We start from the raw sequence: 24832 nt of genomic DNA on the forward strand, positions 1-24832 counted from the left end.
AATCCTCATACCCCCACCGCTTAAAAAAGCAGCAGGGTAGGCTGAACACCCGGGTCAAATTTGAACCGGCACAACCCTCACAGGTGGGTCAAATTTCGGCCGGCGCCAACACCTGTGGGCGATGTCAGCCACCTGAGTGGCCTCCTTGGACACCTTGCCGGGCCTTGCGACGGCCGCTTTCGCCGCCTCACGCGTTCTCGTGTGCAGGTATGCTTCGACCCAGTCCTCGCCCGGAGAGCGGATCAGCTGACGGGTCTTCCTCAGCCGATTGATGAGCTTGCGCATTTGCCGAGAGTGACGGATCCGGCTCCATCCGGACTGGGCCATCAGAATGCCCAGCGGTTGTCCATCCGGCAGGAACGCCTTGACGTGCCGCATGTCGTCGCTGTCGATGTGGACCGTCACGGGCCGGCCTATCAGCGAAGGGCAGTTGGCCAACATCTGGTTTGTGTACATGACGTCGTCGACCCGCACGTACGGGCGACGACCTTGCGCCAGATCGCCACGCACGGGCCTCGATTCGGTGTCGACGTGCATATCCGCCTTCGAGCAGGCGAGGGGAGGCAGGTAGCGGGGCAAGTAGCCGCAGTTCGGGCTCTGGGTTCGTTCACGCAGCAGTTGGAGCGGGCTGCGATAGCCAAGCGACTCCAGCGCCGTGGCGTTGTAGGTTGCGAGGGCGACATCGATGAGGTAGATCAGCTCGCTGTAGTCGATTTCATCCTTGATCGCGCGTTGTTCTGGCTGTCGACGACGGGGATCCTTGGGGCCGCAGCCTGTGGTGCTCGGCAGTCTTTGGAAACCCGCTTTCTCCAGCACGCTGAACACGCCCTCCACCACAAAGCGGCGCGTCCAATCGCCAACGGGTCCCCAGTTCACCGCGCAGCCGATGCGATTGCGAATGCGCTCGGCGATCAACGCGCTGGTATACGCGGTGTCGTTGTCCAGGTAGTGGGTGGCCCAGGCCGCACCGGCAAGTTCGGGGATCACTCCGGATGGGAATCCCGCGCCGTCTGGATAGGAGATCAAGGGCGCGTCCAACTCGAGCGGCTTCCACTTGCTCAATGCGTGTTGGACCGCAACCAGCGCGTCTTGCGCAGAAATGCGACCCAACAGGCACACGCTGTAGCCCAGGATCGCCTTTGTTTCCACTTCGATGACGACCTGCAGGGCCAAGCGGCAGATGGGGATGCGTCGACTGCCCTTGGGATGCGGGATGCGAATCGATCCGATGACGTCGAGGGAGTGCGCATCCTGCTGGACCGCATCGTAGGGTTCGGTGTGACGCAACAGGGGTTCATAGCCACTGTGAAGCTTTGAGCGCTTGGCGGCGCCTCGGCCTCCGAGGAGGGCGGCGCTGCGAGTGAAGTGTGACTCGCGCACGGCCTTGAAGAACCGGTAGATGCTCCGGAGTGCTTGGGTCGAGCTGTTGAACGGGTACTGATCTCGCGCCAGTCCACGGGCGGCGCACAGCTTCAGAAACGCGGAATGCGCGCGCCGCACGGAGACGTGTGACTCCTTCGTGTCGTCGGGGCCGCTCTGTTGGAGGATGACCGCGACAAGGCTGTCGTGGATGTCCGCATGCCGAGCGAAGAGCTGCTGCAATGCGCCGGCGAATCCGCCGCCGCGCGGGCCTCGAAGGACGGGGGCAGATCTTTGGTATCCGTGGTGGTGATACCCGTACAGGAGTGCTCGCCATCCAACGATGCCGCCTGCGGGATGAGGCTCGAGCGCGCGATTGAGGAGGCGCAGAACTTCGGAGCGCGAGATCCGGTGGGCCTGTTCCAAAAGCCGAACAGGCGCACCCGCCAGGTAGCCGCAAAGCGCTGCGCGCAAGCGCAGGGCCCGTTCGCGCGCTTCGGCGTTCTCGTGCGCGTCCAGGTCGGCCGAAGGCCAGGACGCGGGATCGCCGTATTCAGGTGGAATGTTCTTGCGGGTGTACCAGTCGGGCACCTGTCCTCGTTGAGCGCGCTCCAGGGTGGACGCCATGGCCGCGCGGGCGTCCGCCGTGCGTTCGATGCGGCGCTTGGCGCTCGAGCCTTCCGTCCGAGGCGTGGCTACACCCCTGTCGCGATCGTTGCCCTCGGCGACGGTTGCCAAGGAGCCCGCGGCCGGCGTGGCATCGCCGTTGTCGACCCAAAGGCGCGTGCGCTTGCCCCAGCGGTGCTGATGGAGGTCTGAGCTCAGCTCGCCGCGGCCGACTGCGCGGAAGACTGCCGCGAGGAAGAGGGCATGCTCTTCGGATCCAACGTGCGCAAGCAGGTCCTCGACGGTCCACACCGGGCTGCGTCTCATGAGAGCCAGGAGGCTGGCGTGCTGGCTCTCGGTGGAATGATCTCTCGCGGCTGCGAGCGTTGCCGTGGCGACCTTGGCGTTGGCAACCAGGAGGTCGTTGGCCCTGAGCTGAGCAGGGCCGACTCGGCAATAGGAGCAGCCCAGGGAAGATGCAACCTTCTCATGCACGTCGGCTTCCTTGCGGGCCTTCTCGCCGCCCGTACCCGAGAGGTCCAAGTCGTCTGACCGGACATCTCGCAGCTGGGTCGTTTCATCGGACAGCTTCACCGTTGCGGTGAACGAGATATCCGGGAGGGAGTCCACCTTGCTCTTCGGCACGGGGCAAGCCAGCGAGTACTGTCGCACGCTCGGATCCAGCTCTCTCCACCAGACGTCCATCGCCTGTGCATCGCTTGAAACGACCAAGTCGCTGCCGGCCTTCGGGCCGTAGAGATACCAGAGGTTGTACGCGCGCTTGCCCCGTTTCAGCGCCTCATCAGCCAGAGGCCCAAGCGGCCGAAATCCCTTGGTGCGTGAGCGAGGCGACCCACTGTCAGTGCGGCCACCAGATCGAATCTTGGGCATGGCGAAGCTCCGTGAATCGTGGAGGCTCCGGCGAGGCGTTGGTGTGCGAGTCCCTCAGCGAGCCAGCCCCGAGCAGCCGCATTCGCTGTGTTGCCGGGGGAAGCTGACGGCGTGCCGGTGCAGAACGTCAGCAACGATTTTCCGTGGGAACGATCGCCGGTCATCGACGAAGTGTTTCGGTCATTCGGATGGAAACCCACCGAGGAAGTGTTGTTTGCCCAAGATTTGCCGAACAGCGGCATTGCGATATTCGGCGCGATGCAGCGCGCGTTTGCTCACGCCAACCTCGTCCTGAGCAAGCGCGTCACCGGGGATCGCTGTGCTCCACGATCGCCTCGCGACCGGATCGTGGATGCTTCAAATCGAGCGCTTTGTTACGCGGGGCACCTCCTGCGTGCTCTGCGCGCAGACGTGCCGTCCCTCGATCAGCCAGAAGGCTTTTTTCCTCGCGGTGGCCGGCCGGACGACTTTTTCCCGGTATCGACTTCATCACGCGGCTCTCGCGGCTCTCGCGCCTCAAGCTGCCGCAGCGCGGCGGTTGTCGCTGCGTGGCTATCGCGCAGCTGTGCCATCTCGCGCTCGACCTGCGCCTGCTGGTGCATCAGCTGCGAAGCAAGGTCGCCCGCTCGTTGCTCGGCTGCGCCGGCGCGCTCTCGAAGCGTGGCCAACTCGATCTGGGTCGCCTGCTCTTGACGCGACCAGGACGCGGCGGCATCGGTGCGCGCGGCCTTCTCAGCCTGGAGTGCCTGTCGTGCTGCCTCCAGCGCCGCGCGCGAGGCGTCCTGTTCGGCAGAACGCGCACTCTGCTCCTTCTTCAGGTCGGCCACGGCCTGGCGCGCCGCCACCCGCTCGCGATCGATGTCAGCAAGGAGCCGGCGCGCGCGTGCGTCGTGGCGTTGCTCCGCTTCCTTCGCGTCGCGTTGCGCAGCGCCGAGCGCCATCTCGGACTTCTCGCGCAGGGCTTCCTTGCTGGCCAAAGCTTCTTCCTGCGCTTTGCGCAGGCGCCGCACTTCGGCTGCTGTTTCGCTCAAGATGCGTGCGGACTCCTGCTGCTGCGCATGCAACTCCGCCTCCTTCGCGGCAAGGCGCTGCTCGGCGACGGCCAGCGCCTTGTCGAGGTGGGTGCGGGCTTGCTCGAACGTGGCCTCGCGTTGCTGCAATTGCGCTTGCTGGTGGGCGAGGGCGTCGCGCTGGAGTTCGATCTCGCGCCGGTCGGCCTCGCCCTTCTGGACCTGGACCTGCTCGGCTTCGCGCCGGGCGACGTCCCAGAACTGCTCGGCGGCCTGAAGCACGGCGAGCGGTGGGCCGTCGAGCTGGGGGCGCGCCTGCGGCGCGGCCAGACCCGCCAGACGCTGCGGGAGCCGCTCGAACCAGACATCGAGCATGGGACTCACGGTGTTGGGCGAGCCGCTGCCCAGGTGTTGGCGCACGCGCTCGATCGTGGGCTTCTGGCCCTTGGCCACGATCTCGTCGGCCGCGGTGAGCACGTCCTCGAGCTGAACGCCACGCGTGCTGGGCCGACGCGTGAAGCGGTTCGTCGAACTTGGCGCCGCCGGCAAAGACGGTGAAACGGAAACCGGGGTGTTGTCAGTCGTGGTCATTTGGGCTCACACCTTCCAAGCTCGGGGGAATCTGTGACCTAAACGGCCAACATTTCTGCAGGCGTGGCCGAGATCCGCGGATGTTGGACGTTCACGTCGCAGATGTTGGAACTTCATGTCACCCAGGTGTTGTTGCTCGAACTTTTCGGATCCATGCCGGCTTTTCTTGCAATCTATTACTTGCGATAATAATAGATTATCGGAAGTGATGTAGAATGTACGTAAGACATCATACATGCCACGTGTGATACATAACAAAAAGACGACTGCGGACTGACTGCGCGCGCCGTCGTCCCGTCAACCCATGCTGCTGGAGCTCGCCCATGAAATCTGCTGAAAAAGTGTCGCCATCCAAGGTGTCCAAGGCCTTGGTGCCTCTGAAAAGCGACCACGCGCTGCTCGACCCCAGCCAGTTGTCCGACATGGCGGAGGAAGCCGCGCACGACCTGATGGCCGAGGGCGACTCGGACAACACCCGGCTGGCGTACCGCGCCGCCATGCGCTACTGGGCCGCCTGGTTCGGCGCGCGCTATGGCCAGCAGATGGCGCTGCCGGTGGCCGTCCCCGTGGTCGTGCAGTTCATCGTCGACCACGCGCAGCGCTCGACCAAGGCGGGCCTCGAGCACCAGTTGCCGCCCGAGATCGACCAGGCGCTGGTCGAGGCCGGCTTTAAAGGCAAGCTCGGGGCGCCGGCGCTGAACACCTTGATGCACCGGATCTCCGTGCTCTCGATGGCCCACCACGTTTCCAAGCAGCCCAATCCGTGCGTCGACCCTGCCGTGAAGGCGCTGCTGAGCAAGACCCGAAAAGCCTACGCGAAGCGCAACGCCCTGCCCCACAAACAGCGCGCGCTGACCAAGGAGCCGCTGGAGGCGGTTTTGCAGACCTGCGACGACTCGCTGAAGGGAAAGCGCGACCGCGCCCTCCTCCTCTTCGCCTGGGCGTCGGGCGGGCGCCGGCGCTCGGAAGTCTCAGAGGCTGTGTTCGATAACCTGCACCGCGGGGATGAAGGCGCCTATCTGTACACCTTGGCCAGTTCGAAGACGAACCACAACGGGAAGATCCGCCCGGAAGACGTGAAGCCGGTGGTGGGATCGGCCGCCGTGGCGCTCGAGGACTGGCTCCAGGCCAGCGGCATCAGCTCGGGCCCCCTCTTCCGGCGGATTCTCAAGAACGGGAAACTGGGCACTGACGGGCTCTCGGGGACGGCGGTGCGGGACATCGTGAAGGCGCGGTGTGCGCTCGCGGGGGTGGGAGAGGATTTCTCGGCGCATTCGCTGCGATCGGGGTTTGTCACCGAGGCCGGACGGCAGAACATGCCGCTGCAGGAGACGATGGCCATGACGGGGCATCGGAGCACGGATACCGTCGCGGGATACTTCCGCACTGGAGCCGCCCAGGTGAGCGCGGTGGCGAGGATGATGGACTCGGGCAAGCAGAAGTCCGACAAAGCTTGAGTGGCGCTATGTGCCCGGAGATGTCCGGTGTTCAACGCCGAAGCTGGCGGAGCCAGGCGTCGACAGAGACGTTAGACCGATAATCGAATCAGTCCATTTGTGCGCGCCATCGGGCCTCGCCGGGTCGAGGCCGGGAAGCAAGAGCCGTTCGGCGCGAACGCCAACCGATGGTGACAAAGATGAGCATTCCAGTCGAATTGCAAAACCTGGCGGAGGTCATGACGCGGTACCGCTTTGCCTACCTGCTGACGGCCAGCGCGCATGGCGCCCCGCATGCGGTCGCAGTGGTGCCGATGCTCGAAGGTAGCGTATTGGTGATTGACGGCATCGGCCGCCGCACACGCAACAACCTGATCCAGCAGCCCGCCGTCGGGCTCATCTGGCCGCCACGGGAAGAGTCCGATTACTCCCTGATCGTCGACGGGCAAGCAGTCCCGGATGGCGAAATGCTGCGGATCACGCCGAGCCGAGCGGTGCTGCATCGACCCGCGCGCCGACCCGACCCGATCGAACAGGGGGCCTGCGGTTCGGATTGCGTAGAACTGAAGGTGCCAACCGTTGCTACAGACGTCGGCCTCCCCTGATTCCGGCGCCGCCGCAGCGCCGTGCGCCGCGGGCACGGTCCATCGATGCAACTCCAGCCGCGACGGCCATGCCTACCAACGGGATCACGATGCGCCAGATACGCCAGGCTTTGCGCGTGCTGCCTGAGGTCGGCCTGAGTTACGCCCAGGTCGCCCGCGCCGTCGGAATCGGCAAGTGAACCGTTGGCAAGCTCATGCTGCTGGCGCGCGCCGCCGGCGTGGACTCGGGCGTTGCCTAGACCCTCTCGGACCTCGAGGCCCGCCTGCACTGGCCGACCGTGCCGCGTTCGAGTCGCCAGTTCGAACCCCTCACCCCTTCGCCCTGGCGGTCGTCCAACGCTGCAGCGCGTCGCGCGCGCCATTGGTCGCCGGGTCCATCAAAGCATCGTGACGGTCACGCTTGGCGCACAACTCGATCACGTAGCCGTTGGGATCGCGGAAGTAGATGGAGTCGATGAAGCCGTGGTTCGAAACACCGCGCGTCTCGATGCCCTGCGACTTGCCCTTTGCCAACATGTCGGCCAGCACCGGCGCGTCGACCTCCAGTGCAATGTGCAGATCGAAGTCATGCTGGGGCTTGAAGTCGAAGGGCATGTCGGGCGCCTCGAAGAAGGCCAGGTGTGAGCCGTCATCGAGCCGATAGAAGGTATGCAGCACCTGGGTCGCGCGGCCGGTCTTGGTCTCGCGGATCTCCAGGCAGCCGACCAGGGGCAGGCCCATGAAATTCTCATAGAAGGCGCGAGTCTGTTCGGAATCGCGGCAGCGGTAGGCGCTGTGGTGCAGTTTGCGGATCATGGCAAGCGCTCCTCGGGTCTGGGGGGTCTCGTCGGCGGAAAACCTGCGGCAGCGGGCGGACACGATGAGCTTCAGGCCCGCCACCTGCAAGAGGGTCAACCCGGCCCATTGAACCAAATTGGCGTACTCGAGGCCGCGACAAGCGGCGTCGAAGTGTTCCGAAAGCTCGGCGAGTCCATGCAGCGCCCGAAAAGAAGGGCATCGATAAGCTCCACGACGCGTACACCAAGGGGATCTGCCGCGCCGCGTGGAGTCCATGAAGGGCCTGGCCGGAGTAATCGTAGCTTCGGTGGAGTTTGATACGGTCGGAGCCAGCACCCCAAGGCACGACAACCACTTAGTCGCGGCTCACGTCTGCGCCAAAACTGCGCGGGTAAGTTGTTGATATTCAAAGGGAAGTTTCTCGCAACCGTATCAAATCGCACGTTAAGTACGATTACCCCAATGAGAAGTTGTCTCACGCGTCTACCTTGCGCATCGCATTCGAAGCGTGGCCAGCGCTCGAGCTGGACGCGGCGGTCGCTGCCAAAGGGCACCATCGTGGAAATACTTTTTCCCCCCAAGGGTAGGAGGGGTTGGTGAACACCCTGCCCTGCGGTGCGAACCCTTCCATACCGCTGCTCTCGAGGTGGGACGAACGTCGTTGCCGTGACAAGAAGATCTATCGCGATAGGCGTGATCGAAGTAGAAGAGCAGAGCACCTCGTTCGCCTCACACCATGCCGTCAGCAGCCAGCCCTGATCTAATCGACCGCAACTGGAGCCAGATGATGCCCTTCCAAAACGTTTGGAGCCCCGACGCCTGGCGCGCCCGACCCGCGATGCAACTGCCGACCTACGCTGACCCGGTTGCGCTGCGCGAGGCGGAAGGCCGGCTTTCGGGCCTGCCCTCACTGATCTTCCCGGGCGAAGTCTCGCAGTTGCGCTCAAGGCTCGCCGCCGTCGCCGGCAGCAAGGCCTTCCTGCTGCAGGGCGGGGATTGCGCCGAGAGCTTCGACGAGTTTGGACAGCAACCCGTGGAATCGACGTTCCGGGTGATTCTTCAGATGGCCGTGGTGCTGACCTATGCCGCGGCATGCCCCGTCGTGAAGGTCGGGCGCATCGCAGGCCAGTTCGCCAAACCGCGATCCTCCGAGATCGAGGTTCAGGATGGCAAGTCGCTTCCCTCCTACCGGGGAGACATCATCAATGGCAGTGCCTTCGATGCGAAGGATCGCCAGCCCGACCCCTCGCGCCTGCTCAGCGCCTATTCGCATTCCGCAACCACCTTGAACCTGCTGCGAGCGCTTTCGCAGGGCGGGTTCGCTGACCTGCATGAGGTGCATCGATGGACTGCAGATTTCGTTCGCTCGAGCCCCCAAGGCGAGCGATTTGAGGAACTGGCGGACCGCATCACGCAATCCCTCGCCTTCATGGCGGCCTGTGGGTTCGACGCCGAGCGTGCGCCGCAGTTGCACGCGGTGGAGTTCTACACCTCGCACGAGGCCTTGCACCTTCACTATGAGGAGGCGCTGACACGACTCAACGAGCGGACCGGTCGCTGGTACGGCGGCTCCGCCCACATGCTGTGGCTGGGCGAGCGGACTCGCCAGCTCGACGGTGCGCATGTGGAATACCTGCGCGGCATCGAGAACCCGATCGGGGTAAAGTTGGGCCCAACGGCCAGCCCGGACGACGTCCTGCGATTGATCGATGTGCTGGACCCCGATGCCGGCGACGGCCGTCTGGTGTTGATCACTCGCATGGGGAGCGACGCTGTGGCCGAGCGTCTGCCGCCGTTGTTGCGTGCCGTGCGTCGTGCCGGGCGAACGCCCGTGTGGTGCTGTGATCCCATGCACGGCAACACCGTGACCTCGTCCAATGGCTACAAGACCCGAGACTTCGGGCGTATCCTTCTGGAACTGCGAGGCTTCTTCGCCGCCCACGCGCAGGAAGGCACCTATCCGGGGGGTCTTCATTTTGAAATGACGGGTCAGGACGTCACGGAATGCCGTGGAGGCGCGCAAGCGTTGACTGACGAGGCGCTGTCCGCGCGCTACCGCAGCGCCTGCGATCCCCGATTGAACGGCTCGCAGAGCCTGGAGCTCGCATTCATGATCGCCGACGTTCTCAAGGCTGCGCGGCAATAGCGTAGGGCATGGCGGCGATGCGCCTTTGGCATTCGTCTAGTCGGAGGTCACGCCCGCCTCGCGGATCATCACTTCACGTTCCGATCGGGCGACTCGCATCCTCTTGATGTACTCGTCCGTGCTTCCTGGCAGCGCCACCATGCCGTTCTGCTGGATCACCTTCTGCACGCCAGGATCGGCCAAGGATCGCTGAACCTCGTCATGAAGTCGTCGCACGATGGCCACCGGCGTGCCGCGCGGGACCGCGAGGCCCATGTCCACCGTCGCCATGCCCACCTTGGGATAGGTCTGCGCAACGGTTGGGGTGCCGGGCAACAGCGGGAACGACTCGAACGAGGTCAGGGCGAGAATCCTCAGTTTGCCGGCCTCCGCCATCGGCGTCACGCTGGACGGCATTCCGAACAGTACGTCGACCTGGCCGCCGATCAGGTCTGTCATGGCGTTCGCGGTGCCCTTGTAGGGAACGTGTGTCCATGTGATGCCGGTGGCCTTCCCAAGCGCTTCGGCGATCAACTGGTGCGGCGTTCCGATCCCGGGCGATGCGTAGCTCAGAGGTGTCTTGCTTTGCTTCGCGAACGTGATCAAGTCCTTCAAGGTCTTGGCCTGCATGCGATTACTCGCACTCACGGCCACGACCACCGGTGCACCCACGATGTTCGCGACCGGGCTCAAATTGGCCAACGCATCCTCGGCCGGCTTGCCCTTCAGCGCGGGATTGATTGTGTAGATGCTGTCGGCATTGAGCAGTAGCGTGTACCCGTCCGGCGGCGCTTTCGCGACGAAGGCAGCGGCGATCTGGCCAGCGCCGCCCGGCTTGTTGTCGATCACCACGGGCTGGCGGAGCGATTCGCTCAGGGTCTTGGCGACTGCCCGAGCGATCACGTCGGCACCGCCACCAGGGCTGTAGGGGACCACAAACGTGATGGCGCGCGTCGGATACTCCGGCGCTGCGCTCTGAGCCATCGTCGAGACGCCCGTTGCGCACAGCACCACGGACAACGCAAGTTGATGCAGAAATTTCATGATGTCTCTCCTACTTGTTGGGTCGTTGCTAGGCGGCGGTTGCCGGCTCGTCCGCCAAGGCGGGATAGTCGGTATAGCCGCGGTGGTCCGATGTATAGATACTGTCCGCGTTCAAGGGATTGAGAGGCGCATTCAATGTGAAGCGGCGGACCAGATCGGGATTGGCGATGTAGAGGCGACCGAACGAGATCAGATCGGCGCGACGTTCCTGGAGTGCCTGTTCGGCTCGCGCTTGAGTGAACGCGTTGTTGGCGATGTACAGGCCGGTGAAGTGCTTTCGCAGCCTGCCGTAGTCCAGTTCGTGCGTCGCAGGCATGGCGTTCGACGATCCTTCAACCATTGCGACATAGCAGATGCCCAGGCGACTCAGCTCCGTCAACGCCGTGACCATGAGCAACTCGGGATCGGAATCGACCAACTGGTAGTTCGAGGGGCTGACGGGAGAGAGTCGCACGCCGACGCGTTCGGCCCCCCAGATTTCCGCCACTGCGGTCACCACCTCGATCATGAGCCGGCATCGGTTCAGCGGCGCCCCCCCGTATCGATCGGCGCGCAGGTTGGAAGAATCCTTGAGGAACTGGTCGAGCAGATAGCCGTTTGCGGCATGAACCTCCACGCCGTCGAAGCCCGCTGCCATGGCGCGCCGCGCAGCGGCCCGATAGTCGTCGATCAAGCGACCGACCTCATTGGCTGGCAGTTCCCGTGGCACGTGCAGCGGCAGTCGACCTTCGCGCGTGCGCACGGTCCCCGTCGGCTGCACCGCCGACGGTCCGATGGGAGCCTGTCCATGGGGCTGTGTCAGTGGATGCGAGTTGCGGCCGCAATGCCAGAGCTGGAGGAACATGCGTCCACCACGCTGATGCACGCCGTCCGTAACGCGCTTCCAGCCCGCTTCCTGTGCGTCCGTGAAGATTCCAGGCGTCTCGGGCCATCCGAGACCTTCCGCGGAGATCGCAGTCGATTCCGAGATGATGAGCCCAGCGGTTGCGCGTTGTGCGTAGTACTCGGCGTTCAACGCATTCGGTAATTCGTTGGGCGAACGGTTGCGCGTCATGGGTGACATGACGATTCGGTTGGACAGTCGGTAGGGGCCGAACTCGATCGGTTCGAGCAGTATTGACTTGGTCATTGGCTGGTCATTGGCTGGTCTGCGGGCTGGCGCAGCGTGTCTCCTTGCAGCGGCCACTCTAGCCGCCATCAACAGGAGCTACCAGCGATGCTTTGGCACCGGAACGGTTCCAATTGGGAATGTCTGTGCGGCGCCCGCACTCGACTGGCTACGTCGGTTCGCTGCGGGCCGCTCTGACACGCTTAGGCGCCAATGCCTGCAGATGCGCAGCCAACGCCTTGGCTGCAGGTGACAGTCGCTTTTCGTCGTAGAAGCAAATGGCAAAGCTGCGCTGCGCCCAGGGATCAGTCAGCGGCAGCACCTTGAGCCCGTAGGTCGAAGCCAAGGGCTCGGCGACCTCGCGCGGATCGACCGCGATGCCGAGGTTGGCCCGAACACAGTGCAACGACGCATCGAAGGTCGAGACGACCGCCCGGTAGCTGATCGGCTTGCCGATGATCGCGGCAGCGCGCGCCAACATCGTGTGCACGGCAGTGGGCGCGGGCAGGCCCACATGGTCGTGGTCGAGTGTCTCCTCGAACGAGCACCGCTTCTTGCTCGCGATCGGGTGTGAGGGGCCGGCGATGATCGAGAGATGGTCGTTGCGATAGGGCCGTGTCTGCAATCCCTCGAGGTCCGCGGCGTCCCAGCAGACCGCCAGAGGCGCCAGGCCTTCCCGCAAGCCGCTGACCACGTCTCGACGGAGCGCCACCTCGATGTCGATCCGGATCTCCCGGTGTTCCGGGACCTGCAGGAACGAGGCGATGTCGTCAGGCAGGTACTCGGCAATGGAGGAGACCGTGGCGAGAACGCGCACCTGGCCCTTGAGCTCGTCGCGGTTGGAGACGGCGCCGATCGCGGCCGAAAGGTCTTAAGCGCCCCACGTCACACCGGCAAGGCGAGGTGTGGGCTCGAAGTCGTGCATCCTCAGCACCGCCTGGGGCGTTTGCCGAGAGGACTTCGCCAGCCTGCAGCAGGTTCGCTCCGACAACAAGATGCGCTCCCCTGACTGGGAATTCGCTGTCCCAGCTGACGGATTGCTGGTCCACCAACACCAGCTGTGCGCCCCTGTCAGCAAAGCTCTTCGCCACGACGTGGCCCCAGGTTGCCCGCGGCGCCCGTGATCAGGACTGTCTTGTCGCGGAAGTTCCTCCTTGCTCGATTTCCTGCTTTTGTCGGTGATAGCGCCCGGATCCTCGGGACAGGATTCGATCGGTCGCCAGTACCGTTCCCGGCTGGTGCTCGGGAAGGCCTTTGATGTGCTCGTAGACTGGAGCGAAGTCGATGCGTGCGAGCGCAAGAAGCTCATCAAGGTTGTCGATCACAAAATAGCTCTCCTGGAAATCGTCGATGCGGTAGTGCGTGCGCATCACGCGTTCGAGGTCGAAGCCGATGCGATTGGGTGACAGATCGTCAAGCGCGAATACGCTTTCGGTGAAGGACGACGCAATGCCCGCGCCATAGATCCGCATGCCATCGGCCTGCTTGACCAGTCCGAATTCGACCGTGTACCAATAGACGCGCGCCAGCTTGTCGAGCACTCCCAGTTCCTTCGCGCGAAGGCCGCCCAGACCATAGGCCTGAATGTAGTCACCGATGACAGGATTCATGAGCATCGGGACATGACCGAACACGTCATGGAAAACATCTGGCTCTTCAAGGTAGTCCAGTTCGTGGGGCTTGCGGATAAAGTGTCCAGCGGGAAATCGCCGGTTCGCCAAGTGGTCGAAAAACACATCGTCCGGGACGAGACCAGGGACGGCAACCACTTGCCACCCGGTCTTCTTCATGAGCACTTCGCTCAATGCCTCAAAGTTCGGGATCTGTTCCGGGCCAATTGGCAAATTCTTCATGCCCTCCACGAACTCGTCGCAAGCGCGCCCTGGCAGCAGTTTGCTTTGACGGTCGAAGAGCGTCCTCCAGACGGCATGTTCTTCGACCGAGTAGTTCGACCACCCCTGATCGATGGTCCAGTCGGGCCGGTGAGGCTGTACGTCGTCAGCGGCGAGGCCATGCTTCTTTGCCTCGCCAGACTGTTCATTGAGTTGTCGCTGCATGAGAGTTCTCCGGTTTCTGTCTTCAGGACGCCGCGATGGCTTCGTAAAGCCGTGCTGCCAGGCGGGCCATCTCGATGTCTCGCATCGAGATGCCGCTGACGTCGTGTGTGGTCAAGGTGATGTCCACGCGGTTGTATACGTTGAACCATTCGGGATGGTGGTTGACCCTTTCCGCCGCGAGGGCCAAGCAGGTCATGAAGCCGAACGCCTGGCTGAAGTCGGCAAAAACAAGCTCGCGCTTGATCAGGCCCCCACGGGTGTCCTCGCAGCGCCACCCCGGAAGATCTGCAAGCAGTTCAGTGGCATGGGAAATCTCGAGTCTGTTCATGACATGCTTCGAAGATCAGGCGAAGACGCTCAACTTGTAGCAAGAACGCCGCGGCGCACCTGGTCGCGCTCGATCGACTGGAAGAGGGCCTTGAAGTTGCCTTCGCCGAAGCCCTCGCTGTAGTCGCCCTTGCGCTGGATGAACTCGAAGAAGACCGGACCCCCGAAGGCCGTCTCGGAGAAGATCTGGAGCAGCAGGCGCGGCGTGCCGCCCTCGGTGGTGCCGTCCAGCAAGATGCCGCGCGCCTGCAGTTCGCCGACCGGCTCGCCGTGGCCCGGCAGCCGCGTCTCGAGCATCTCGTAGTAGACGTCGTTGGGTGCGGTCATCAGCGGCACGCCGGCCAGCCCCAGCTGGTCGATGGTGTCGATCAGGTTGTCGGTGAGCAGCGCGATGTGCTGGATGCCCTCGCCGTTGAACTTCATCAGGTACTCCTCGATCTGGCCCGAGCCCTTGGCCGACTCTTCGTTCAGCGGGATGCGGATCTTGCCGTCGGGCGCCGTGAGCGCTTTCGGGGTGAGGCCCGTGTATTCGCCCTGGATGTCGAAATAGCGGATCTCGCGGAAGTTGAAGAGCTTCTCGTAGAAGTTGGCCCAGAACGCCATGCGGCCGCGGTAGACGTTGTGGGTCAGGTGGTCGATCACCTTCAGGCCGTGGCCGGCCGGATGCCGCTCGACGCCTTCGACGAACTCGAAGTCGATGTCGTAGATCGACTTGCCATCCTCGAAGCGATCGATCAGGTAGAGCGGTGCGCCGCCGATGCCCTTGATCGCAGGCAGACGCAGCTCCATCGGGCCGGTGGCGATCTCGATCGGCTGGGCGCCGAGTTCCAGTGCCCGCGCGTAGGCCTTGTGCGAATCCCGGACGCGAAACGCCATGCCGCAGGCCGAAGGGCCGTGCTCGGCGGCGAAGTAGGCCGCCGGGCTGTTGGGTTCGCGGTTGACGATGAAGTTGATGTCGCCCTGCCGGTACAGCACCACGTCCTTGGAGCGGTGCCTGGCCACGAGCTGGAAGCCGAGCTTCTCGAAGAAGGGCTCCAGCGTGTCGGGCGTGGGCGAGGCGAACTCGACGAACTCGAAGCCCATCAGGCCCATTGGGTTTTCAAAGAGGTCGGTGGTCATGGTGGATGCTCCAGGGCGGTTGATAGGGGTTCGGGACCGCATGCGGGCCCCGTCGTGGTTCATCACTGTAGGCAAATTCGCCCGCAGGGATTGTGCGTATCGAGGCGGATTCGCGCCATCTACGCACGATTCATGTGACAATCTGCCTATGTCGATAGAAACGACGCTCGATTCGATAGATCAGCGCATTATTTCGGTCCTGCAGCTAAACGGCAGGCTGTCGTACGAAGAACTTGGAACGCAGGTGGGGCTCTCCGCCTCGGCGGCGCTGCGGAGGGTGAAGCGACTCGAGGAAACGGGAGTCATTGCGGGCTACGTGGCCTTAGTGAGGGCCAAGAGGATTGGGCTGGGCCTGACCGCCTACATCAACGTCCGGATGGAGAAGCACACGGGCGGCGACAAGCGCAGCCCCATGGATCTCTTCGCGGCCGCCGTGCAGACCTGGCCGGAAGTCATCGACTGTGTCTCCCTGACGGGAGAGATGGACTATCTGATGCGCATCGTCGTGGCGGACATGGACCACTACACACGCTTCGTGATGGACACGCTGCTCAAGCATCCGAGCGTTCAGGACTGCAAGACTAGCTTCGTGATGCGGCCAGTCAAAGCAACGATGACACTCGTGTGACTGACGCACGAATGTCTCCCGGATAGGGCACGCTAGACCCCGTCAATCGGAAGCACCAGTAGTGTGTTTCGGCCACATGAAGATGCCAATCTGGAATGGCAGAATGCCATCGTCGCAGCGCTCGCCGCTGTACGCGTGTCGATGTCGAAAGGGCGAGAAATCGGTGCTCGAGTGCGCTCCGAGAACGCACCTCTACCCTCGGCGTCACGTGGCGTCCCGGCGAGTCGTCGCCAACGCCTGCAGATGCGCAGCCAACGCCATGGCCGCAGGTGACAGGCGCTTCTCGTCGTAGAAGCAGATGGCGAAACTGCGCTGCGCCCATGGATCGGTCAGCGGCAGCACCTTCAGTCCATAGGTCGAAGCCACCGGCTCCGCGACCTCGCGCGGAACGACCGCGATCCCGAGGTTGGCGCGGACACAGCGCAACGAGGCATCGAAGGTCGAAACGACGGCGCGATAGCTGATCGGCTTGCCGATGATGGCGGCGGCGCGCGCCAGCATCGTGTGCACGGCCGTCGACGCGGGGAGACCGACATGGGGTAGTCGTACCTTCGGTGGAGATTGATACGCTCGGAGCCGGAAATCCAATGCACGACAACCACTTATGGGCGACGCACCTCTGCGCGAAAACCGTCTGGCGTAAGTTGTTGATATTCAAAGGGAAATTTCTCGCAACCGTATCAAACCGCACGATAAGAATGACTACCCCGACCCGTGGGACAACGCCATCTCCGGCACCATCCGAACGGTGACGATCAAGCACAAGGACTAGCTGAAAACGGTATGCCAACGCAGGCGGCTTCGCTGTATGAGATCTTTCGCGGTGGCATGCGTGCTTTGGTACCGCGAACCTCGCGCCGTTCGCCGCTCACCTCTGCTTCAAGAACCACTTGGCGCGCAATCGTTCGTAGGTGCCGTCGTCATAGATCTTCAGCAATGCTTCATTGATCGGCTTGCGCAGCGCGCTGCCTTCGGCAACGGCGATGCCGTACTTCTGGGGCCGAAAGATCGGCCCCACCACCTGCACGGCGCCGCTCGCCTGAGTCGCGGCCAAATACTGCAGCGTCGGTGAATCGTAGACAACAGCCACCACGTCACCGTGCGACAGCATGCGCACGGCATCGCCCAGGTCGCTTGCGGCCACGAAAGGCAGGCCCCGCTGCGTCAGTTCGTCGCCCGCCACTGTTCCGGCGACGCTTGCAATCTTCTTGCCCGGAAGGTCGTTGACATCCCGGATGCTCGACTCCAACCGCTCGACAGTTTGGGTCGCGGTGACGGTGGCCGTCATCTGCGCGACCAGCAAGACGCCCAGGAACCACATGGCGGCCACAGCGATTCGCTTCCACACGCGCGGGGTATCGCGGTCTCCGTGCTCGCCCGTGGAAAAGATCAGCATGATTCCCCAGATTCCTTCTCCGACGGCCCTCCAGTAGGGTTTGCGAAAGCTCGGGTTGGCTTGACGCTTCTCGATCACCATGAGCACGTTGGCCAGCACGAATATCAGGACGCTCGCGAAGGCAAACAGCTCGCCGAGCGCGAGCCAGGGAAAGGAACGCAATGAGGCCAGGATGGCGCCTTGGTGCGCAGCGCCAATCATGATCTGCAGCCCGGAGTCGAAGTATGGAAATGAAAAATCCAGAAGCTCCTCTCGCTCCGGTGTGATCGAGATCGCGGCGACAGCCACGTCCGCGTCGCCTGTGCGCACGGCTTGCAGCAACTCGGGCACCGTGGGGACGACGAGCCATTGGTATTGCACATTGATGCGCCGCGCGACCTCGGCCCAGAGATCGATGCTGAATCCGGCTGGCGGATCCGTGTCCGGCAGAACGAAGGGCGCGATGACCTTGGTGACAACGCGCAGAGGTCTGTCAGGAAGCCTCGAAGTGGTCTCGCACAGTGCCGGCGATGCCAGCATTGCCGAAATCGCCAGCGCAACGGCCATGGCAAGCGCAAAAGGCTTCGCGCGAACTTGTCCTGAGCAGCCAGCAAGACGATTCATGGCCAGGAAATCATCGTGCAATCGTCGTGCAGAGACAAGCGTGGCGTCGCCGCGTCCATGCAGGCCCGTCGCCGAACAGAGCTGAAAGACTTGGGGCCTAGGAAGTAGGCGTCGACATCGAGACCCCCGCACGAGGCAGGCGGCATCCAGCGCGCGAGCAATTCCACGTCGAGGCGGCCGATTGCATGCCCGACATGCGAGGGCAATGCTTCGTCATAGCAGTAGTAGCGCGCGAACTGCGGATGCATATCGGCGAGCGCATCGATCGATTCCCGGAGAGCATCCATTTCCTGGGGGTGTGCGTTGCAACAAAAGTCCAGGGTAGGACGACTTGCCCTGCCACTTCGCAGCCGCCCGACCGTGAGTGGTTCTATGCTGCACCGCACACCCCCAACTTCTGGATGCTCTCCATCCTCAAGAACGGCAAGGTCGGCACCGACGGACTCTCGGGGACGGCGGTGCGGGACATCGTGAAGGCACGGTGTGCGCTGGGGGGGTGGGAGAGGATTTCTCGGCGCATTCGCTGCGGTCGGGGTTCGTCACCGAAGCCGGGCGGCAGAACATGCCGCTTCAGGAAACGATGGCGATGACGGGGCATCGGAGCACGGATACCGTCGCGGGGTATTTCAGATCGGGTGCGGCTCAGGTGAGCGCGGTTGCAAGGATGATGGATTCAACGAAGGGCAAGCGCGAAGACGAGGCAGGTTAAATGTGGCACCCCAAACCGTATCAAACCCGACGTCGAGGTGCTGGCCGATGACGGACAGCCGGCGCCGGCCGCTCACCCTCGTCGAAGTCGGACGACGTCGCCGTGATCTCGAAAGCGCTGGGCGCGCTTGAGGCCCGGAGAGCGACAGGCGCTGCGCCGGCTGGATGCGCTCGCTCGCCTAAAGGCTGGGGTCTGAAGCCCCTGTTCGCTCGACTGTCCGACCAGTCATTTTGGGATCATAGGGCATAGCAACCTCTTTTGAGGGCGGATCGCTGCGCTTCTCTTCGTGAAGAGGTGAGAGAGATTTGTCCCCCTGGACATACCGGAGAGATTCGTCCCATTCTTGTCTCGTTGTCATGAGTTTCACCTCCTGAGCGTTGCCCTGGCGTGCGACTTCCCGGATTGTCAACCGTACTTCAATCACTAGAGAAGGTCTGTCGGACAAGAGCGCAACGGCAAAGGCCCGTTCGCCTGCCGCCGCCCAGCAGGACCGCTGGAGCTGGATGCGCTGAACGTTGAAAGCCAGCATCCAACGGTGTTCGCTAGCCTGTCCGACTACAGTCCGAGACGGACGGCCGCCGGCATCGAGGAGCCGCGTTTCCGGGTGGATGCCGAAGCCTCCTCTACCAGCGCCGGAGGCCGACGGTGTCGCCGTGACGGAGCCCTACAGATCCGAGAACCGCGTTCCGCCGATCTCGTTGCGGGACATCCAGTCGTCAATGAAGTCTTTCGTGCCCAGGGCAGGTCTTGCGGCGGTTGCGTCGGACAGCACAAATGCCGCTCGGTGCTGTCTACTACGCGGCTCTGAGCCAACGCCCCTATTCAGAAGTCGTAATACTTGTCCACACTCGTCCGGTAGGCGTCGTCATACTCGGGCACTGCGTCCTGACCATAGCGAGGCGCGGCTTCGAGTTGGGTCTTGTCGAGCGGGACCACATAGCCGTCTTGAGCGGTGTCGTACTTGAGCATGTTCCACGGGATGGGGTAGCGGTCGGTACCCATGCCCAAGAAGCCGCCGAACTCCAGCACCGCGTAGCGCACTTGCCCGGAGACCTTGTCGATCATCAGATCGTCGATGGTTCCAAGCTTGTCGCCTGCAACGTTGTACACGGAAGTGCCTTCGACCCGTTCAGAGGAAATGACAGAGGACGAGATCGCCATGAGAAGCTCCCAAGCCGGCGCCGCTGGGAGGCGACGACTACCGTTCCAATGCCCAGCAAATTGTTTGTCGCTCCCCGTGGTCCGCTGCGCGATCAGGCCGAACCGAATCTGATGTAGGCCATGTTCCAGGGGTGCCTGTTTGCAATGGTTCCATGCTCATCAGCGCCGCGGGGAGCGGGCCCCCCACCCATCATTCGATCGGGTCTGAGCGGCTGTCATCTTTCGGCACATAGGAGCCAGTTCGTTTTCCGGCGTATTGGAGCCAGTGGATTTCCGCCGTAATGGAGCCACTGCGTTTTCGGCATTTTGGAGCCACTTGAGTTGAAGGACACCTCGATCTGATGGGGTAGTTGCGTGCTGAAGTGGGCGACTTGATGAAGTCCCCACGGAGGCCGCGATGAGCGAAGGAGAATCGAGATATTTCAGTACCGAATCGCCCTTGCGCAGATGCGTCGGGGCGCCTCCGAGCGAGAGATCGCGCGAAGTCATTGCATGGGCCGGCATAAGCTGGCGGACCTGCGCGCGTTGGCCGAGCAGCACGGCTGGCTCGATGCGCAGCCATTCTGTGAGCAGCCCCGCCATCTAATGTCCGCATCTACGGCGCGCGGCGCTTAGCAGCGGTGCTCAGAAAACGGCGCCCCTCAGCAGGCTCGCCTTGCCGTCAAAACTCAGTTCGCGACGATCCTTGAAGTCGAGTATCCGCGTCCTCCGGCCTGCGGCCAAGCTGACCAGGTAGTTCACCACATCCTTTCGGTTCGGCCATGTCGTCGCCACGAGTTTGGGCGGCGAGGACTCATCGTCGATCGCCACGTAGCGGCCGGCCGCGTGGCGGCCGAAACCGACAGGGACTTCGATGCCAGCTTCCTCGCAGTAGCTTTGAATCCTGGCCTTGTATCCTTCGAACATGGCGTCTCCTCGACGGATCTGTTATCTGATTCTTGTCGCACGAGGAGTTGCCGAATGTCAGAAGAAGTGCCGCGAATCGATCGGCAAGAGCGGTCACGACGGCGCCTCCGTCTTGAACAGCCCCCGCACATTGAGCCCAGCCAGGCAAAGCTGCAGGGCGACGAGGGCCCAGGCGTCGGTGTGAAAGCCCCAGGCCACCCAAAGGACGTTGCTGAGCAGGAATATCCAGAAGCCCGCATTGCGTTTGCCCTTTGCGCTGGAGCCCACGAGGTAGGCCGCTGCGATCGAGGCTGCGAATGCAGGCCATTGCACGAGGTCCAGAGGTTCCACGATTGCTGTTGCCGCTGCCCGGGGCGCGGGCGGCGATCGCCTGTTGAAATGTGAAGGCTGCAGTGTTTGTTGCCGGGCAAGGGGGCGTGGTCATCCCGCCAGCGCAGGTGGCGTAGGCGATGGGCTTGCATGCCCTGGGTTCAGATACAACCCGTTCACGTCGGCGGCTTTGGTTTCAAAGTCCGGATCGTTGGAGGCGAGATAGCCTTCCAGGCGATGCGGCTTGATGCCGTGCTTGGCCCAGATGCGCGCCACCGTCATGGGCGAGATGTCGCCACCGAGTTCGGCCGCAAGCTTGCGCGTGGACCAGTGCGTGGAGCCGTCCGCGGGCGTGTGCTTGGTCGTGCGTGCCAGCACAAGCGCCTCGATGCGATCGGTCACTTTGTAGCGTTCGCGCCCGGCATGACGAGCAAACAAACCTCCCAAGCGATCTGCTGCAAAGCGCTTGCTCCAGCGGTCGATATAGCTGTCGCTGCAATCGAGCTTGCCTCTGATCTCGGCCCAGGTCAGGTCATTTGCGAGCAGCAAGATCAGGCGCGCTCGACGCGCCGAGTCCGCTCGCTCGGTCCTCCCACTGGCTCGCGTGTACTGGTCATGACTGACGTTTCCCTGAGAGTGAGAACGCGCATTTCAGACGTTAGTACTTCTCGCGCTTGATCGAGGCTTTTGCGGCACTGTAATCAGCCTTGGCCTGTTTAACGCATGCCCCTTTTGCGTCGCCGGCCAGGTCGTCGCACTTTTCCTTGGCGACTTCGTGTTTCATTTCCGCCTTCTCTTCCGCTACCTTCTTCGAACGACTGACTGAAGGCTTGTACTGCTGTTCAAGCTCAGCCTTGGCGACGTTTTCCGCCCCCTTCGCTTCCTTCATGCAGACATCCTTGGCGTTGTCCTTCAGGGTGTCACACTTTGCCTTCGCGACGTTGTAGTCAGCGGAGATCTTTTCCTTGGCTACGTTGTACTCGTCTCTGGTCATTGCATGAGCGCTGCTCAGGGCCAGGGCGCAGGAGGCGAAGGCGAGTGCCAGAAGATGCTTTTTCATGGAAGTACCCTGTGAGTTCGACGGCAGGTCACGCCAGGCAGCGCCCACTCGGACAGTCGGCGTTCCTCTGGCTGAGAACCACGATAGAGACGCCGCTGGCTGATGCAGTAGGACATTTACCCTGCGACATAGATGAATCCTCCGATGTGGTCGGCGCTCTTGGGAGTTTTCGCATTAGGCCCGGAGGAGCGATTGCATGGGTTTGTGCGGCCCTCCGGGCCGTGTGCGTTAGGGATTTGTGACCTGGCAGGGGCGCGATCGGCACGAGTCCGATGCGCAGCACTGAAAGCCCGAGACCGGCTACGTCGATCGACGCCCTTGCGAGGGCGGGGCGACACGCGGAGCATTCAGTGCTCGCCTCGAACGACTCGTTTCCGAGTACGTCCGCTCCGACCGCGGCGGGCGCGGTTCGGGAGCGTCGGCCCTCCGAATTCGCCATGCTCCTGGAGCGCGACAAGGCCTGGTTCGAGGAGCGCCTGCCCCGTCCTCGAGCAGCGCGTCCCGGTCCGGCTGGGTGAACTCTCCCAGCGGCTGGACGCCGCGGATTGGTTCGACGCTGCATTCAGCGCCGGCGACCTGCTGATGGTGACGATGCTGCGCAGGCTGAGCGACTCGAGTCTGCTGGACGCATACCCGTATCTCCTCGCCTATGTCGCCCGCGGCGAGGCACGGCCGGCCTACCAGCGCGCCTTCGCCGACCAGCTGGGGTGTTCAGGGCCGGTCAGCCACCGCACGGAGCGAATGAGATCTGAGATACCGCTTCAACGCCCGGTGGTTGTTTCCGCTCACTACCCGACAGGCGGTCATCAGTGTGCTCGTCCCAGCTGTTCGAGGATGGCCGGGTTCTCCAGAGTCGAGGTGTCCTGGGTGATGGCCTCGCCCTTGGCGAGGCTGCGAAGCAGGCGCCGCATGATCTTACCGCTGCGCGTCTTCGGAAGATTCTCTCCGAAGCGGATGTCTTTCGGTTTTGCGATCGGACCGATCTCCTTCGCCACCCAGTTGCGCAGTTCGGTCGCGATCTTGCGCGCTTCCTCGTCGCTCGCCGGCCGGCCGCGCTTGAGCACCACGAAGGCGCAGACCGCTTCGCCCGTCACGTCGTCGGGCCGCCCCACCACGGCCGCCTCGGCCACCAGGTCGGTCTTGGCCACCAGCGCCGATTCGATCTCCATCGTGCCGAGCCGGTGGCCCGAGACATTGAGCACGTCGTCGATGCGTCCCGTGATGCGGAAGTAGCCGCGGTCGGCGCTGCGCACCGCGCCGTCGCCGGCGAGGTAGATCGTGCCGCCCATCTCCTCGGGGAAATAGCTCTTCTTGAAACGCTCGGGGTCGTTCCAGATGGTGCGGATCATCGACGGCCAGGGGCGCTTGATGACCAGCATGCCGCCGGCCCCGTTGGGGATGTCCTTGCCGGTCTCGTCGACGATCGCGGCCATGATGCCCGGCAGCGGCAGCGTGCATGAACCCGGCACCAGTGGCGTGGCGCCCGGCAGCGGCGTGATCACGTGGCCGCCGGTCTCGGTCTGCCAGAAGGTGTCGACGATCGGGCACTTCTCGGCGCCGATGTTCCGGTGGTACCACATCCAGGCCTCCGGATTGATCGGCTCGCCGACGGCGCCGAGGATGCGCAAGGTCGACAGGTTCCAGTTCTTCGGGTGCACCTTCTCGTCGCTGTCGGCCGCCTTGATCAGCGAGCGGATCGCGGTCGGCGCGGTGTAGAAGATCGTGACCTTGTGCTTCTCGATCATCTGCCAGAAGCGCCCGGCGTGCGGGAAGGTCGGGATCCCTTCGAACACCACCTGGGTCGCACCGGCGGCCAGTGGGCCGTAGGCGACATAGGTGTGGCCGGTGATCCAGCCGATGTCGGCGGTGCACCAGAAGACGTCCTCGGGACGGACGTCGAAGGTCCAGTCCATCGTGAGCTTGGCCCACAGCAGGTAGCCGCCGGTGGCGTGCTGCACGCCCTTGGGCTTGCCGGTCGAGCCCGAGGTGTAGAGGATGAACAGCGGATGCTCGGCGCCGACCGGCACCGGCGGGCATTCGCTGGGCTGGCCCTGGAGCACCTCGGCGAAGGTCTTGTCGCGCCCGGCCACCATCGCGCAGGCGGTCGCGGTGCGCTGGTAGACCAGCACGCTCTTGATCGACTCGCAGCCGCCGAGCGCGATGCCGTCGTCGACGATCGCCTTCAGCGGCAGTTCCTTGCCCCCGCGCAGCTGATAGTTGGCGGTGATGACGGCGACCGCGCCGGCGTCGATGATGCGTTCCTGCAGCGCCTTGGCCGAGAAGCCGCCGAAGACCACGCTGTGGGTGGCGCCGATGCGGGCGCAGGCCTGCATCGCGATCACGCCTTCGATGGTCATCGGCATGTAGATGATGACCCGGTCGCCCTTGCGGATGCCCTCGGCCTTGAGCGCGTTGGCGAACTGCGAGACACGTGCCAGCAGTTCCTTGTAAGTGACCTTGGTGACCGCGCCGTCATCGGCCTCGAAGATGATCGCGGTCTTGTTCTCGACCGGGGTGCCGATGTGCTTGTCGAGGCAGTTGGCGGAGGCGTTGAGCTCGCCGTCGTCGAACCACTTGTAGAACGGCGCGTTCGACTCGTCGAGCGTGCGCGTGAAGGGCTTGGTCCAGGTCACGTTGGCTTTCGCCTGGCGGGCCCAGAAGCCGTCGAAGTCGTCCGCGGCCTCCTTGCAGAGCGCGTCGTAGGCCGCCATGCTGGCGATGCGCGCGCCCGCGCTGGCGGTGGCATCAGGGGCAAACACGCGGGTCTCGATCAAGACGGACTCGATGCGCGTCGATGTGTTCTTCGTCATTGCTTCGTCTCTCTTCCTTCAGTCGATTGAATACGAACGAAGCGCGCAAGTTCGATGCCCATGCGCCAAGGCGCGGCATTGGTTCAATCTGCAACACCTTGCTCCGCTTCGGCACAGCGCCCGGCGCAATGCGGTCACGCCGCCGTGGAGCAATCCGGTCCAAATCCATTGCCTGACAACGACTTGCATCTGCTG

Annotated in this window: 20 protein-coding genes and 2 pseudogenes; 4 read left to right on the plus strand and 18 right to left on the minus strand. The window is 63.4% G+C overall.

The features are described 5' to 3' along the window. Positions 1-54 precede the first annotated feature (54 nt). The gene (locus QZH52_RS34865) at positions 55-2856 is read right to left on the minus strand and encodes a hypothetical protein (RefSeq protein WP_301815845.1); all 2802 of its coding nucleotides are present in this window, start codon (positions 2854-2856) and stop codon (positions 55-57) included. Between the two features lie 425 nt (positions 2857-3281). Further along, entirely contained in the window at positions 3282-4457 is a 1176-nt protein-coding gene (locus QZH52_RS34870; RefSeq protein WP_301815846.1) for a DNA-binding protein, read from the minus strand. Positions 4458-4780: 323 nt separating this feature from the next. On the opposite strand from QZH52_RS34870, the gene QZH52_RS34875 reads away from it, so the two are divergent. Further along, a complete protein-coding gene (locus QZH52_RS34875) occupies positions 4781-5914 on the plus strand; it encodes a site-specific integrase (RefSeq protein WP_436411664.1) in 1134 nt (377 codons plus the stop codon). 179 nt (positions 5915-6093) lie between these two features. Continuing rightward, the gene (locus QZH52_RS34880; RefSeq protein ID WP_301815847.1) at positions 6094-6498 is read left to right on the plus strand and encodes a hypothetical protein; all 405 of its coding nucleotides are present in this window, start codon (positions 6094-6096) and stop codon (positions 6496-6498) included. A gap of 309 nt (positions 6499-6807) precedes the next feature. Here QZH52_RS34880 and QZH52_RS34885 read toward each other — a convergent pair whose 3' ends face one another. After that, a complete protein-coding gene (locus QZH52_RS34885; RefSeq protein WP_301815848.1) occupies positions 6808-7551 on the minus strand; it encodes a VOC family protein in 744 nt (247 codons plus the stop codon). A gap of 511 nt (positions 7552-8062) precedes the next feature. Here QZH52_RS34885 and QZH52_RS34890 point away from each other — a divergent pair. Then, entirely contained in the window at positions 8063-9421 is a 1359-nt protein-coding gene (locus QZH52_RS34890) for a class II 3-deoxy-7-phosphoheptulonate synthase (protein ID WP_301815910.1), read from the plus strand. Positions 9422-9457: 36 nt separating this feature from the next. Here the strand turns inward: QZH52_RS34890 and QZH52_RS34895 are convergent, their stop codons facing one another. The 6 genes and pseudogenes from QZH52_RS34895 to hppD all read right to left on the minus strand — a co-directional run bounded on the left by QZH52_RS34895 (position 9458) and on the right by hppD (position 15055). Then, positions 9458-10444, minus strand: coding sequence for a Bug family tripartite tricarboxylate transporter substrate binding protein (locus QZH52_RS34895; RefSeq protein ID WP_301815849.1), 987 nt, complete (start codon positions 10442-10444; stop codon positions 9458-9460). A gap of 28 nt (positions 10445-10472) precedes the next feature. Continuing rightward, complete coding sequence (locus QZH52_RS34900; protein WP_301815850.1) at positions 10473-11573, minus strand: alkene reductase; 1101 nt, start codon at positions 11571-11573, stop codon at positions 10473-10475. Positions 11574-11721: 148 nt separating this feature from the next. Further along, positions 11722-12381 (minus strand): annotated as a pseudogene (locus QZH52_RS34905) (LysR substrate-binding domain-containing protein); the annotation flags it as partial. Positions 12382-12676: 295 nt separating this feature from the next. Beyond that, positions 12677-13609 carry a phenylalanine 4-monooxygenase gene (phhA, locus tag QZH52_RS34910; protein ID WP_301815851.1) on the minus strand — a complete coding sequence of 311 codons (933 nt, stop codon included), beginning with the start codon at positions 13607-13609 and terminating at the stop codon, positions 12677-12679. A gap of 22 nt (positions 13610-13631) precedes the next feature. Further along, a complete protein-coding gene (locus QZH52_RS34915) occupies positions 13632-13937 on the minus strand; it encodes a 4a-hydroxytetrahydrobiopterin dehydratase (RefSeq protein WP_301815853.1) in 306 nt (101 codons plus the stop codon). A gap of 29 nt (positions 13938-13966) precedes the next feature. Continuing rightward, positions 13967-15055: a 4-hydroxyphenylpyruvate dioxygenase gene (gene hppD, locus QZH52_RS34920; protein ID WP_301815855.1), complete on the minus strand. Its 1089-nt coding sequence runs from the start codon at positions 15053-15055 to the stop codon at positions 13967-13969. A gap of 148 nt (positions 15056-15203) precedes the next feature. Between hppD and QZH52_RS34925 the strand changes: the two genes are divergently transcribed. Next, on the plus strand, positions 15204-15683 hold the full coding sequence (locus QZH52_RS34925; RefSeq protein ID WP_301815856.1) for an Lrp/AsnC family transcriptional regulator: 480 nt from the start codon (positions 15204-15206) through the stop codon (positions 15681-15683). Between the two features lie 204 nt (positions 15684-15887). Here the strand turns inward: QZH52_RS34925 and QZH52_RS34930 are convergent, their stop codons facing one another. From QZH52_RS34930 to acs, 9 genes and pseudogenes are all read right to left on the minus strand, one after another. Next, on the minus strand, positions 15888-16271 hold the full coding sequence (locus QZH52_RS34930; protein ID WP_436411665.1) for a LysR substrate-binding domain-containing protein: 384 nt from the start codon (positions 16269-16271) through the stop codon (positions 15888-15890). A gap of 280 nt (positions 16272-16551) precedes the next feature. Then, entirely contained in the window at positions 16552-17682 is a 1131-nt protein-coding gene (locus QZH52_RS34935; protein ID WP_301815859.1) for a transporter substrate-binding domain-containing protein, read from the minus strand. Beyond that, positions 17679-17969, minus strand: coding sequence for a hypothetical protein (locus QZH52_RS34940; protein ID WP_301815914.1), 291 nt, complete (start codon positions 17967-17969; stop codon positions 17679-17681). The genes QZH52_RS34935 and QZH52_RS34940 overlap by 4 nt, the downstream gene beginning before the upstream one ends. 1244 nt (positions 17970-19213) lie before the next feature. Then, on the minus strand, positions 19214-19552 hold the full coding sequence (locus tag QZH52_RS34950; RefSeq protein ID WP_301815861.1) for a PRC-barrel domain-containing protein: 339 nt from the start codon (positions 19550-19552) through the stop codon (positions 19214-19216). A 624-nt stretch (positions 19553-20176) separates the two neighbouring features. Beyond that, the gene (locus tag QZH52_RS34955) at positions 20177-20458 is read right to left on the minus strand and encodes a hypothetical protein (protein ID WP_301815864.1); all 282 of its coding nucleotides are present in this window, start codon (positions 20456-20458) and stop codon (positions 20177-20179) included. Between the two features lie 93 nt (positions 20459-20551). Next, positions 20552-20788, minus strand: coding sequence for a hypothetical protein (locus QZH52_RS34960; protein ID WP_436411666.1), 237 nt, complete (start codon positions 20786-20788; stop codon positions 20552-20554). Positions 20789-20878: 90 nt separating this feature from the next. Next, positions 20879-21334: pseudogene (locus QZH52_RS34965) on the minus strand (helix-turn-helix domain-containing protein); the annotation flags it as partial. Positions 21335-21425: 91 nt separating this feature from the next. Next, positions 21426-21827 (minus strand): hypothetical protein, encoded by a 402-nt coding sequence (locus QZH52_RS34970; protein ID WP_301815866.1) that lies wholly within the window; start codon positions 21825-21827, stop codon positions 21426-21428. Positions 21828-22633: 806 nt separating this feature from the next. Beyond that, on the minus strand, positions 22634-24637 hold the full coding sequence (gene acs / locus QZH52_RS34980) for an acetate--CoA ligase (protein ID WP_301815868.1): 2004 nt from the start codon (positions 24635-24637) through the stop codon (positions 22634-22636). Positions 24638-24832 lie beyond the last annotated feature (195 nt).

Source organism: Variovorax ginsengisoli (genome assembly GCF_030486595.1).
Taxonomy (GTDB): Bacteria; Pseudomonadota; Gammaproteobacteria; order Burkholderiales; family Burkholderiaceae_C; genus Variovorax; species Variovorax ginsengisoli_B.